The sequence below is a fragment of the Fodinibius sp. Rm-B-1B1-1 genome, assembly GCF_038594945.1.
GTDB classification, from domain to species: Bacteria; Bacteroidota; Rhodothermia; order Balneolales; family Balneolaceae; genus Fodinibius; species Fodinibius alkaliphilus.
Genome location: NZ_JBCFYD010000002.1, coordinates 232,427 through 247,441 on the forward strand (window position 1 = coordinate 232,427; position 15,015 = coordinate 247,441).

Sequence of the window (15,015 nt, forward strand, 5' to 3'; positions counted from 1 at the left end):
TATATAATGTTGGCCTCTCTAATTTATTTATATTAGTTGGCTTGGGTTACCGCGGTATTAAAAGGCTAATCATCTAATCTAAAATTATCTCTAATTATGAAGTTGAAGGTACTATCTCTATTAGTATGTACTTTCGGTTTGCTGTTTGCTACTTCGGCATTTGCACAAGACGTTACCGTTTCGGGTACGGTTGTGGATGCTGAGGGTGGTGAACCACTACCGGGAGTTACAGTTATGTTACAAGGCACAAACCGAGGAACCGCTACCGGATCAGACGGAACCTATGAAGTTGATGCTCCATCTGACGGTACATTAACGTTCTCTTACGTTGGTTTTGTTACCCAAGAAATAGATATCGATGGTCGGACGACTATTGATGTTGAGCTAGAATCCGATGTTGCCCAATTAGGTGACGTTGTAGTAACAGGTTATGGTGAACAGGTAGAACGAGGAAACTTGACAAGCTCCATTACTTCTGTTAGTTCAGAAGATTTTGACGATGTTTCTTCTTCAAACGCTAATTCACTCTTACAGGGACGTGCTGCAGGTGTGAATATTGTGCAAAACTCGGGTACTCCGGGCGGCGGTATTAAAGTTCGTGTTCGTGGTGCTACTTCTATTAACGCATCAAACGAGCCGCTTTATGTTATTGACGGTGTTCCCGTTTCTAATGAAAGTAATTCTGCTGTCGGGGTTGGTAATCAGGGACTAAATGGCCTTTCTACCGTGAATCCACAGGATATTGAATCTATTGAGGTGCTTAAAGATGCTTCGGCTACCGCTATTTACGGTGCTCGTGGCGCTAATGGGGTCGTACTTATTACCACTAAAGACGGTTCTGCCGGTGATACTCAGATTGATTTTGGGTACAGCCACGGCGTAAAAGAATTCAATAATGAGATTGATATGCTGAGTGGTCCAGAATTTATCAAAATGTATGTTGACGGTTTATATGGCGACTTCTTTGGTTACTCCAATTGGGGATCCTATGAAGATCGTTATAATGCTATGGATTCCTTTCTTGCTTCCAATGGGTTGACATTTGGAAGTTATGCAGGTATCGGAGCAATTGACGAATACGGTGCTAACCCATCAGAAGCCACGACTACTGACTGGCAGGACAAGGTCTTTAATACGGGAATTACTGATGAGTTTAATATTTCTGCCCAAGGTGGAGATGAAACTACGCAGTATTTTCTCTCTGGTAATTACTTTAACGAAGAAGGTATCATGGAAAATGCTGGTTTCGAGCGCCTTAGTGGCCGTATGAATCTGGAGCATCAAATTAGCGAGCGGGCGGATATTAGCTCTCGTGTTTCTTACAGTCGTTCTACTACGGAGCGTTTGGAAAATGACAACAACATTTACGGTGTATTAACAAACGCTATATTGTCCTACCCGACAGCACCTGTTCGTACAGATGATGGTGATTACAATCCAAGTGTTGGGGCATTTTCAAATCCTGTGTCAGCTGCTCAAGTTACTAATGATGCCGTTCGTACGCGCTTTATTGGTAATGTAGAAGCCAGCTATGATTTGACAAATAATCTTACAGTGACAGGTACAGCTGGTGTTGATCGTTATGATCTGGATGAAGAAACCTATTCACCAAGCTTTACGAATCAGGGATCACCCTTGGGGAGTGGTTTTTATAGTATTGGTTTGGAGCAGACATGGTTGACGGAGCTCCGACTTGCCTATACTAATGATTTCGGTGCTCACAGTTTGAATGCACTTGGAGTGGTTAGTTATCAGGAAACGCAGTTTGAACGAACATTTTCTGATGGTCAATTTTATCCAAGTGATGATTTGACTACTATCAATAATGCAGCAACTACAACAGGTGGTTCTTCATTAACTACAAATGGGTTGGAATCATACACTGCCCGAGTTAATTATGATTACGATGATCGTTATTTAGTAACTTTAACTGGGCGTGTGGATGGTTCTTCACGATTTAGTGAAGACAATGCCTATGGGGTTTTTCCTTCCGCATCTCTGGCTTGGAGAGTTACGAATGAAGGTTTCATGGAAGATGTAGATGCCATTAACAATTTGAAAGTACGACTAAGTGCTGGTATCACAGGTAATCAAAGCATTGGTAACTTTTCATATCAAGCCCTTTATGATGTGGAAAGTTATTCAGGTACTCCTGCACTTGCTCCTACCCAGTTGGCTAATCCGGATCTTCGATGGGAAGAAACAACTCAATATAACGCAGGTATTGACCTTGCTGTCCTTGAGGAACGTCTTATCGTAACTCTCGATGGTTATATCAAGCAAACGGATGATTTGCTTTTGAATCGTCCTGTGCCTGCCACTACAGGTTTTACTGGATTTGACAGTAATATTGGTTCTATTGAGAACAAAGGGGTGGAGTTAGCAATTAACTCAATCAATGTACAGACCCAAGATTTCTCTTGGACTACTGATTTCAACATCTCGCATAATAGCAATGAAGTTACAGCGCTATATCAAGACCAGCCGTTTGCTTCTGGTTTTGCTAACCGTGTTCAAGTAGGTGAACCGTTAGGTGCTTTTTACGGTTATGTTTCTGATGGAATATGGAACACCCAGGAAGAGTTAGATAATGCTGATTATGATGCAGGACCTGCTCAACCTGGAGATGTCAAATTTGTTGACATCAATGATGATGGCGTTATCAACTCAGAAGACCAAAAGGTGGTTGGTTCGGCACAGCCCGACTTTACTGGAGGCATTACAAATAAGTTGAGCTACAAAGGTTTTGAGCTAAGTGCATTTCTGCAGTTTAGCTATGGAAATGAAATCTTTAACAACGCCCAAGGATTTTATGGCCACTACGGTTATGCCTATAACTCTTGGGATCGGGCTCGTGATCGATGGACACCGGAGAATACGGATACCAATGTACCTCGTGCTTCATGGTTTGATGATAACCAAAATACGCGGGAGTCTGATTTCATGATGTATGATGGTTCTTATATGCGTATTAAGTCTGCAACTTTGGCCTATAATTTTACGGCTGACCAATTAGAACAATTTGGTCTCCGCAGCTTGCGTATTTATGCAACAGGTCAAAATCTCATAACATGGACAGATTATCCGGGCTTAGATCCAGAAATTAATACTTTCGATGGCAGTAACACTGCGTTGGGTACTGATTTCTTTAGTTACCCACATGCTCGTACTGTTCAGGTAGGAATTAATATTGGACTTTAAAATTTATAAACACGAATTATTATGAAGAACATATTTAAAAACATAACAACTGCATTGTTGGTTGTGTTTGTGGTTTCGTCATGTGATGTGACCAATCAAACCCCCCAGCAAAGTTTACCATCGGAGACGGTGTTAACCACCGAAGATGGAGCTAATTCCACTTTGGCTGGTGCGTATTCCGCATATCAGGAAGTAATTGAGGATGATTATGTATTTGCTGAATTAGCCGCCGATTATGCCGGGCATTCAGGTTCTTATCCTTCTTGGGCATCTGTTAACCAGCATAATTTACTGCCAACGAATGCTGAAGGCCGTGACATGTGGATTGAGTACTATGAATTGATTAATATCACAAATAACCTTATCGGGAATGTTCCTGATATTGAAGAGGATGGATTTTCTGATGCTGAAAAGAATCAGATCGTTGCGGAAGCTAAAATTCTGCGAGCATTAGCTTATCATTCTCTAGTACGTTATTTCGGTGGTGTACCACTGATTACTACCCCAACCACTTCGTTGGGTGAGGAAAGTTTTGTAGAGCGAAGTTCGGTTTCGGCTGTGTATGACCAGATCGTAACTGATTTGGAACAGGCCGAAAGTACATTGGGGGCTGATGGTTCAGCCAATTCTCGTACTGCTACTGGATATACTGCTAAAGCTCTATTAGCTCGCGTACACTTATATCAAGGTAATCATGGGGCAGCAGAAGACTATGCTACTGAAGTGATTGATAGTGGTACATTCGCTCTTGGTACTTATGAGGGCTTATTTGGTAATACTCCTTCTACTGCTGAACCAATTTTCAGGTTGGAATTTACCTCAGAGGATGATAATTCTCTTTCATTTTTTGCGCGCCCGAATGGTTATGGTGGACGTAGAGAGTATGCTCCTACGAGTGATTACACTTCCGCTTTTGCAAATGAAGATATGCGCGAATTAGTTAATTTAACTGATTTTGATCCCAGTGAAGGTAACGGTTCAGAGTTAGCTAAATATTTCGAGCTTGAAGGTAATGACGATGTTATCATCGTACGACTTGCAGAAATGTATCTTATTCGTGCAGAAGCGCGTGGTTTAAAAGATACCCCTGATTATGGCGGTGTTGCTTCAGATCTAAATATGGTCCAGCGACGAGCATATGAAAATCAAGAGCCTTCGGGAGGCCCATACTCCACAGATTATGCTGCAGCTGATTTTACTTCCGATCAAGAGGTAATTGATGCTGTTATGTATCAACGTGGTTTAGAGTTAGCACAAGAAGGTCATCGCTGGTTTGATTATAAGCGTTTGGGTATGGCTACCAGTCAGTTTGGAATTGATCAAGCAATGACCTTGTGGCCAATACCTCAACGAGAAATGGATTCCAATCCAAATTTAGAACAAAATCCTGGTTACTAATTGGCAATGTGCTGTTAGTGCTTCAAAAGCCGCCTCGTTTTCGGGGCGGCTTTTTTTATTGCTACGAAAAATCCTTAATTCATCAAATAGCGACAGGAGTTTCATGTTTTGACTACTTAGAGAAAATGTTTTGCAAAGCTGATAGGAGAGAGCTGATTTGTATTAAAATGGTCGAATATGGAACTGTTTAATTATGAACTTTATCTAAGGAGAGGAAACCTTTTAGCTTATTGCAAAAGTGCGGGACTTTAACAAGAATTGACATTAGCTTTTCTTTTCATAAGATTAGTGAAAGTTAGAAAGGGGAAACATATCTATCGACTTTTAAAACCAGGGCTCCAAAATTTGTTTTTGTTCCCCACCTTTATGGGGCTCTTAAAAAGGTATTGATATCAAGCAGGTTGGTATTTGTAGGTTAGTTAAAAATGAATACAAATAGCTGTTTTTTGCACAAGATAATTAATGGTTGATTAATCACTATCAAATTATTAAGGTAAGGCTGAGATTTAGGGACGGAATAAGAAGGGATTACTTTTAAGATAAAATAATTAGGGCTTGTACAGTTGGTTTTACTTTTATTTTTCCAAGAAATTAAGATGTTGTTATGCAACAATAGCACATCTTAAATAACAAATAACTCCTTTTGATGTTGCTCTTTCACGGTCTCTCTTTTTTAAATCAAACAGTAAGAGAGTCCATGTGGCATTAAGAGGCTAATCATCTAATCCAAAACTGTCTATAATTATGCTTAGAAAGTTACTTTCTACAGCAATATTTACGTTATTTCTTGCAGCTACTACGTTGGCTCAAGATGGCACCGTGACGGGTACTGTTACGGATGCAGAAACTGGTGAAACCTTACCAGGCGTAAATGTTGTGATCAATGAATTGCAAACAGGTGCTTCTACAGACGCTGAAGGTGTTTATACTATTAGCGGGGTACCAAGTGGCACATACACCATTCAAGCTTCATTTATTGGGTATAGAACATATACGCAAGAAATTGAAGTTGGAGCAGGTGAAACTACTCATAATATTCAGATGCGTTCTGATGTCTTAGGGCTCGATGAGGTTGTTGTAAGTGCCCTTGGTTTTGAGAGCGACCGAGATGAATCAGGTGTTTCAACATCAAACATTGGTGGAGAAACAGTTGGTGAAACAGGTGAGGAGAACTTGCTTAATAGCCTATCAGGATTGGCCTCGGGTATGCGAGTAACAAGTTCTGGCGGTGATCCCGGAGCTGGATCGTATATCCTTATCCGAGGGCAAAGTACAATTACTGGGGATACACAACCACTTTTTGTTATTGATGGTGTACCCGTAGAAAATTCTACTTTAGGTCAGGGAATTGACGGGGTTGCTCAACAGTCTCGTATTAATGACCTAAACCCTGATGATATAGAATCGATTGAAGTACTGAAAGGTGCTTCGGCTGCTGCTCTTTGGGGTAGTCGTGCTATTAATGGTGTTGTAGTTGTAAAGACTAAAGCAGGGCAAACATCAGGTGATAAACCTGTTAATGTATCTTTTAAATCTTCCGTTAAAACTTCTGAACTGAATAAAACTGTGCCATTACAAACCCAGTTTGGTCAAGGGTCAGGTGGTGCATATTCGTATGGTTCATCAGATAGTTGGGGAGATTATATTCCTGACCGAGAAGGTGGTGAAGATTTACAAGTTACTTCACCTACTGGACCTTTTGGTAATCTATATAATGGTTATGGTGTTGATAACAATGATAACGAGTATTATGTAATCCCCAGCGCTGGTGCTACGAATTCTAACACTGGAGAGGTGCTTGGGCCACATGGTGGCAAACGTTCTACACAAACGTATGACCATGGGGATGAAGTTTTCCAAAATGGATTGACCATAGAAAATTCATTGTCACTAAGTGGCGGAGATCAAGATGGAACCTATTATCTGAGCATAGGTAATGTATCCCAAGAGGGAATTATCCGTAATAACAGTAATTATAACAGAACGAATGTTCGGTTTACTGCAGATCAGCAATTTGGTGATTTAAACCTCAGTGGTTCGGCAGCCTATAATAAAAATACGTCTGACCGAATCCAGCAGGGTTCTAACCTAAGTGGTATTTTCTTGGGAGGGCTTCGTACATCGCCAGATTTCAATAACAGTGTGTACGAGTTAGATTATTACGATACTGCTGGAAACCTTTTTCCTGACAAGCATCGCGCCTATCGTAATCCTATAGCTTCTGCTGATAATCCCGGATATGACAATCCGTTTTGGACGATTGAAAATAATGAAAACTCTTCTGTTGTTAATCGTTTGATTGGTAAAGTGGAGGCTTCCTACGATCCAACAAGTTGGTTTAACCTTACAGGTCGAGTTGGATTAGATCGTTACCAAGATCGACGATACTCATTTTTCCCTGTATATAATGCTACGTATGATCCGGGACAAATGACAGAGGAGACGATATCGGAGTATCAGATTAATACTGATATTATCGCTCGTGCCACGCATCAGTTAAATGAGGATTTTTCAGGTTCTGCATTGGTTGGTTTTAATTTCAACCACCGAGAATTTGATAATGTAGGTGCAACGGCCGAGAACTTTACCCTTCCGGGTGATTTTAGAGACTTAGAGAACACTGCACCTGATCAACGGTATCCATTTAATGGAGAAAGTACCGTTCGTACTGCAGCCGTATATTCTGAACTCAAGTTAAATGCTTATGATCAACTCTTCCTTACCGTAACAGGACGTGGGGAGACGGCTTCTACTTTTGGAGAAGAAGCAAGCAGTACATTCTTTTATCCATCAGTTAGTGCAGCATGGCAATTTACTGATCTCGATGCATTGAGTGATAACAGTATTTTAAGCTTTGGTAAGTTGAGAGCTTCTTGGGGACAAGTAGGTCGACAACCAGGTCCATATTTAACAATTACCGATTATGTACCTGCTTCGTTTGGTACAGGATGGGGGCCAGCATTGAGCGCCTCAAATTATGGTGGTGGTTACGTAAGATCTACTAACCAAGGTAATGCAAATCTTAAGCCTGAAACCAAAACTGAAATGGAAGCTGGTCTGGATTTGCGATTCTTTGATGATCGTGTACGGCCAAGTGTAACGTTTTATCAAAATGAAACGACGGATGCTATTTTTAGTGTAGACGTTGCTGCTTCTACAGGTTTTGCAGGACAGACAGCAAATGCTGCAACACTGGAAAACAAAGGTGTTGAAGTAGAACTCGGTGTAGATTGGATTGCTTCAAATGATTTCAATTGGACTACAAATCTCCATTGGAGCACTAATGAAAATGAAGTAACTGATCTACAGGGTACTGAGTCAATTTTCTTGGCTGGATTTGCCGGTACATCGTCAAGAGCTGTTGAAGGAGAAGCCTTAGGTGTACTTTGGGGTGTTCCCTATGCTCGTGATGAGAGTGGAAACCTTGAGTTAAGTAATGCTGGTTTCCCAACCGTTAATGCTACAGAAGGTGTATTAGGTGATCCTAATCCTGATTGGATTGGAGGTGTAACAAATACCTTTAACTATAAAGGGGTTGAACTGAGTTTCATGATCGATATTAAGCATGGTGGAGATATCTGGAATGGAACAAAAGGGGCCCTCTATACCTTCGGTACGCACGAAGATGTTGGTACAATGACAACAGTGAGTGCCAATGAAGCCCAGAATCTTGTAACCTACGGTGGTTCGACAATCGCTGATTTGGCGAATTCTTATGATAATGGCAGTTATAATGGATATGCCGTACAAAATGATGATGGTTCGTATACGTTCCGTGGCCGAGTACACGATTTTGGTGGCGGAGAAGTAGCCCTTGATGAAAGCTGGTACACCGATTTAGGTGGTGGCTTTGGTCCCGTAGCTGAAGAATTTATTCAGGACGGCGGATATGTTCGTTTGAAACAGGTAAAGCTGGGTTACACGCTCTCTAACGAGTGGTTGTCGTCTAAAACTGGATTAAGTTCAGTTAATTTATCGGCTCAAGGTAATAACCTGCTATTATTTACCGATTATGACGGAATTGATCCGGCGACAAACTTAACTGGACCATCTAATGGTCGTGGATTGGACTATTTCAATAATCCGAATACACGGTCATTAATTTTCACCTTAAGAGTGAATTATTAAGAATATGAGGAGTTTAACTATGAATACTATTAATAAACTTACAAGTCTGTTATTAGTTGCAGCACTTACGTTTGTAAGCTGCAATGATTTAACTGACGGATATGATAAAGATCCGAATAGTCCCTCTGATGCACCTCCCGAGCTTATGCTCAGTGGTGCCCAAGTGGGTATGATGTTATTTATGGAAGCTGAAGGTGCTCGTATTTCAGGGATGTGGGACGGACACTTTACAGGTTCTGATCGACAGTATGTTGCTTTAAATAATTATAATGTATCAGCTACTGAATTTGATGGTCCTTGGGCTCAGGCGTATGCTAATACCTTGGGACAAACAAAAGTAATTCGCAGTAAAGCGGATGAACTGAATAATCGTATTATTAAAGGGATTGCAGGTGTTGTACAGGCACAAACAGCCGGTATGGCAGCGGCCCTTTGGGGGGATATTCCGTATTCTCAGTATGGGAATGTAGAAGAATACCCCAATCCTGAATATGATTCTCAAGCTCAGGTTTATGAATCCGTACAAACTCTGCTTGATGAGTCAATTGCTGATTTACAGTCTGGACAAGGGATTAATCCTGGAGATGATGACGTACTTTATAGTGGCGATTTGAATAAATGGATTGAAGCCGCATATACCTTGAAAGCTCGTTATTATCTACATGTAGGCGATTATGAAGCTGCTAATACGGCTGCACAAAACGGCATTAGCACTCCGGATAATGATATGTATGCCGAACACAATTCTGTTTATGGAGGGAATATGAATGCATATTTCTCCTTCTCAGTATATGATCGACCTGCATATATGTCTGCTAATGAAGCTGTTGGTCCTGATATGTTTTTTACGAGAATGGATGGGAAAACAGATGAGATCGCAAGGGCATATTACTCTTATGTATATCCAGACGTTCTGGGAGATATTTATAACACAGGGACAGAGATCAATTTTGTAGATGGTCCAATTTTTGGTTTAGCTCCTTACGAGGGAAAGTATGCATCGGATAGAGACTTTCCACTGGTAACTTATGCTGAAAATGAGCTTATTCGGGCAGAAGCCCTTACAATGGACGGTCCACAGCAAGATCTCGATGAAGGTATTTCTGTACTGAATAACGTCCGCGAATATCTGCGAAACGGTTATTATATGGGTTCTTGGGAATCTGTACTTGGAGCTCCACGTCAGTATGACGATTATAACCGATTAGATTTTGAGGCTGGAGGCATGGCTGATGTTACTGGTTCTGGCGATGTTCAGGCGAACCTCTTTCACGAAATTATTGAGGAACGTTTCTTCACGTTGCAAGGTACATATGCAACTTTTAATGATATTAGAAGAACTGGAAATGTTCTGGGTATTCCTGCGAATACAGGGAATGAAATTCCACAACGTTTCTTGATTCCTCAAACAGAGGTGAATGCAAATGACAATGTGCCTTCTGACCGAGGTGGATTATTTGATCCAACGCCGGTAAATAGTCAATCACAAGCCAAAGCTCTGGTTAGCCAGTTTAATTATCCTGAATGGACAAAAGAAGAGCTTCAGGAAATAAGAGCAAAACATATTTCTCAACTTCGAGAGAAGTTAAAAGGTACTTCTGAATACGAAAAAATTAAAAAGGCGTATCAGAAGGTCTTGGATCAAGAATAGGTTAAACCTTCTTGTATAAATTTAAAGCCGCCCCTTTTTCGGGGCGGCTTTTTTTATTTATGGGAGTATAAACCTGCAGAGAAGTCTGGACAGGTTTTGCTGTTTAAGAGAAGGGTAGTAGTTCGGTAGTTTGTCCTCTCTTGTTTCTTCTACTCATTATAAAAGCACTGTCATTACGCCGCACTCCTCATAGTCATCCTTCATGGTTTTGTCTATTATTTACTGGCTTTTAGACTATAACATTTCTTAGCTATTCACTGCTGTTTATGGTGGGCTTCTATAAGAAAAATACGATTTGTACTTTCTGCTACTGTGCTTATAAGCTTAGACTGTCTGACATAGTAAGGGAAGAGACACCGGCATTATAAGGACAGGAACATTATCATACTAAGGGCAGTGACATCGGCATTATAATGAGAGTGTCTCTAAGATAGTAAGGAGATAGACACTGCCCTTATAAGGGTAGTATCTGTATCATTATAATGCCGTTGGTAAGAAGCCTTTAGATATCAGGGAGTTGTACTCACTCTCGAAGAATAAGCAAGGATTGTGTATCATCTTTTTCGGAACTATTGGTGGATCAGTTTATGGAGAATACGACTCTCTTAAAACGATTGTGGTTTGTTAAAGCCTTAGGAGGGTTTTAGCAATACATAGCCTCATAATGTATTGTGAACCTAAAAGCATATTCGCCAGTATTAGCAGGCAATTTCTTGGAAATAATTTTCTGATGCCTAAAAGGGTACACTTCAGCTGCTATTGGGAGATTGTGGCGGTCATCCAAAAATGGAGCACTCCCTTGCAGTAACACTGCTTTTATACTTCAATAAGTAGTAGTACTACCTTGCCCACGAACTCAAAGATCAAATTTTGGATCAATGAGCCTCTCCTTAAGCCACGAGTTTATTTGTAATTAGATGTTAGAGTCCCATACAGTAGTATTACAATCCCTTATATAGTATAGATATTAATGATTTAACAAGGGTTTACATAATAATTGACATTACATAATCTTTTAATAACATTTACGGCTGAATCGGAAGGACAGGGATGTAAGATATTTCCGACTACTACAAGCCAGGGCTCCTAAACATATAAATTCCCACCTGAATGGTTGGGGGCAATTACATCCATAAAACCAGGGCTACTCATATTGCTTGTTTGAATAATTCAGGCAGGTAATACGACCTATGTATCAAACATAGGTTCGTTTAATTAAAATAATAAGTAAACGAGGTAGTCTATGTTAAGAAAGTTACTTTTAATAGTAATGGCATGTCTTGTGTCGGCCGGTACTGCTTTTGCGCAGACGGGTACGATTACAGGAACAGTGACCGATCAAAGTTCGGGTGAAACGCTACCCAGCGTAAACGTCTTTATTGTGGAGTTGCAGCGGGGAGCCGCTACTAACGCCCAGGGAGAGTTTACGATAGAAGGGGTCGAATACGGAACGTATACCGTACGAGCCAGCTTCGTTGGGTACGACACTTTTGAACAAGAGGTTACAGTTGACCAAGAAAATATGACTCTTGATATTGGTCTTAGATCACAAACTCAAGAGCTTGATGATGTGGTCGTGACTGCATTTGGACTTAGCCGTGATGAACGGTCTGTAAGTTATTCTGTACAAGAAGTTTCCGGAGATAACTTACCGTCAGCAGGAAATGAAGATTTAGTCAGTTCCCTTGGCGGACAGGTTTCCGGTGTTCAAGTAATTGGGAATCCGGGTGCTGCTATAGGAGGTAGTTCCAAGATCCGTATCCGGGGTGAATCGGGACTTTCTACCAGTGACCCATTATTTGTAGTAGATGGTACACCCATAAGTAACCAAAACTTTACGTCGAACAACCGTGACTTGGGTAATTTGGCCCAGGACTTAAACTTGGATGACGTGGAATCAGTTTCTGTTCTTAAAGGGGCTGCAGCGGCTGCTTTGTATGGTAACAGAGCTTCTGACGGTGTTGTTGTAATTACTACTAAAGGTGGAGAAGTTGGAGAACGTCCTTTTCAAGTAGAATTTAGTCACTCTACAACAGCCAGTGAAGTTTATAAGTTACCTGATTATCAAAATACATATGCCGGCGGTTATAGTCAGTCGATGATTCCTGTCGGAGAAAATGGTGAATCACTTTATTTTGATGATAATGGTGATCCATATTTGGAATATGATGAGGGATCTGATACGTACTCTGATCCTTATCAAGGTGAGGTACAACAGCGTTTAAATTATGCTGCCGACGAAAGTTGGGGGCCTAAAATGGAAGGACAAGAGTATCGCCCATGGTGGTCATGGTATCACGGTGATTTTGACGGTGATGGTCAGGACGACTATGGTGAAACTGCTCAATTGAATCCACGACCGGACAATGTGCGTAATTTCTATGACACCGGTGTAGAAGTATCCAATAGTCTTGCCATAAGTGGAGGATCTAAAAGTTCTTCTTATCGTGTATCTATTGAGGATATTAACAGCTCTGGCGTTATGCCAAACTCTTCACTGGATAAGACGTACTTGAACTTTAATGGTGCCCTTAATCATAATGATAGGTTTACTTCTAAGGTAAGCTTTAACTATATCAATACGCAGACGAAAGGGCAACCATCACAAAGTTATTCTCCCACACAGGGTAACCCTACACAAATGTTTAACCAGTGGTTCCAGCGTCAGCTTGATATGGATAAGCTTCAAAACTATCGGCTGGAAGATGGTACTATTGCCACATGGAATAGACGTTCAACAACGAACGGCAGCCCATTATATTGGGATAGTCCTTACTTTAGTGTAATGGAAAATGTGCCTTATAGTGATCGAAACCGTGTGTATGGGAATTATTCATTGACATATGAAATTACCAATAACTTGCAAGTTTCTGGTAAAATTCATGCTGACTTTTTTGACTTTAATACTGAAGACCGTATTGCAAGTGGTGGATTAGAAACTGACTGGTATACGGAAACCCAGCGTAGTAGAAGAGAAATGAACTATGAAGGTTCACTGCAATATCAAAATACCTTTGGTGATTGGTCTTTTGACGGTTTCTTAGGTGCTAACCTTCGTCAAGAGAACTATAACTTTGTAACTGGTGAAACCGTTGGTGGATTAGCCGTACCAAATCTATATAACCTGGAAGCTTCCAGTGACCGACCTGATGTATCAAACTACTCTGAGGAAAAAGAGGTACGCAGTGTCTATGGTACAGCTAATATTGGTTGGAATGACTTAGTTTATATAGATATGACCCTGCGTAACGACAGGTCATCTTCATTGCCTGAGGCTAATAACTCATATCTTTACTATGGATTTTCTGGTAGTATGGTCTTTACGGAGTTAGATTTCTTTAACAACCTGGATTTCTTGACATATGGTAAGCTTCGTGCTTCATATGCACAGGTTGGTGACGATTTAGATCCCTATCAGATTTATAACCGGTACTTCCTGAGAAACCCACGAGGTAGTAATTCAGCTATGACGGTACCGGATTTATTAAATAATCCTGACCTTGAAGCTGCTATTACAACGGATACTGAGTTTGGATTAGATCTTCGATTTTTGGACGGACGTCTTCGTTTAGACGGTACTTACTATCGTTCAATATCTGAAGATGAAATCCTTGATCTTGATGTATCACCAACCAGCGGTTACGATCAATCATTGATTAATGCCGGAGAATTTGAAACAACCGGACTGGAGTTTGCTCTTGGTGGTACACCGTTGCAAACCGAAAACTGGTCTTTGGACTTGAACGTGAACTGGTCAACGGTACTATCTAATCAAGTTAATGAACTTGCTCCTCAGTTGGAGACACGTGTATTAGAAAACTCCAGCTTTTATGCTCAACTTCTTGCAGAAGAAGGTGAAGAGTGGGGACAGATCCGCAGTTATGGATATGCTCGTGCTGATAATGGAGAACCCATTATTAATCCTGCGACCGGTAGTTACGCCGACGGTGGTTTGATGAAGCACGGTAGTATTATTCCTGACTGGAATGGCGGTGTTCGAGCGAACCTGAAATACAAAAGCGTCTCTCTTTCTGCCTATGTAGATTATCAGAAAGGCGGACAGTTCTATTCTATATCTAAAATGTTTAACAACTACTCGGGTATAGGTGCTGCAACAACAGGAGCGAACACGCTCGGGAACCCCATGCGAGATCCTATCACAGATAACAATGGAAATACAACTTACGTCAACGACGATGGCGAAGAAGTTTCATATGTTGCCATGCCGTTAGAAGATGCAGGTTCGGAATCTGGTGGTATTCTCGTTGAAGGTGTTGATGAAGATGGTAACCCAGTAAAATACCTGAGTGCTCCATCTACCCACTTCTACCAGGAATTCTTGAATCAGGAAGCGTACATCTATGATGCAAGTTATATCAAGCTTCGTAATGTGAAGTTGAGTTATACCTTGCCAAATAGTGTAATGGATCGTGTTCCTCTTGCAGGTGCAACTGTTTCGGTACATGCTTCGAACCCACTACTGCTTTATTCAAGCGTTGATGATCTTGATCCATCAGTAATTCAAGGTGTTGGCGAAAATAGCTTTGGCTGGTGGGAAGGTGGTTCCGTACCTGGAACACGTTCCGTTGGTGCAAGCGTGAATCTTCGATTTTAAAATTAAGAGGTAACGCTTATGA

The 15,015-nt window shown here is 41.0% G+C and carries 5 protein-coding genes; all 5 read left to right on the forward strand.

Annotated features, from left to right (window positions below; translation table 11 throughout):
• Positions 1 to 96 precede the first annotated feature (96 nt).
• Positions 97 to 3,201, forward strand: a complete 3,105-nt coding sequence (locus AAFH98_RS08365) for a SusC/RagA family TonB-linked outer membrane protein (protein WP_342522249.1) — start codon at positions 97 to 99, stop codon at positions 3,199 to 3,201.
• Positions 3,202 to 3,222: 21 nt separating this feature from the next.
• Positions 3,223 to 4,599: a RagB/SusD family nutrient uptake outer membrane protein gene (locus AAFH98_RS08370; RefSeq protein ID WP_342522250.1), complete on the forward strand. Its 1,377-nt coding sequence runs from the start codon at positions 3,223 to 3,225 to the stop codon at positions 4,597 to 4,599.
• Positions 4,600 to 5,343: 744 nt separating this feature from the next.
• Positions 5,344 to 8,727, forward strand: a complete 3,384-nt coding sequence (locus AAFH98_RS08375; protein WP_342522251.1) for a SusC/RagA family TonB-linked outer membrane protein — start codon at positions 5,344 to 5,346, stop codon at positions 8,725 to 8,727.
• Positions 8,728 to 8,746: 19 nt separating this feature from the next.
• Positions 8,747 to 10,378 (forward strand): SusD/RagB family nutrient-binding outer membrane lipoprotein, encoded by a 1,632-nt coding sequence (locus AAFH98_RS08380; protein WP_342522252.1) that lies wholly within the window; start codon positions 8,747 to 8,749, stop codon positions 10,376 to 10,378.
• 1,243 nt (positions 10,379 to 11,621) lie between these two features.
• Complete coding sequence (locus AAFH98_RS08385; protein ID WP_342522253.1) at positions 11,622 to 14,993, forward strand: SusC/RagA family TonB-linked outer membrane protein; 3,372 nt, start codon at positions 11,622 to 11,624, stop codon at positions 14,991 to 14,993.
• Positions 14,994 to 15,015 lie beyond the last annotated feature (22 nt).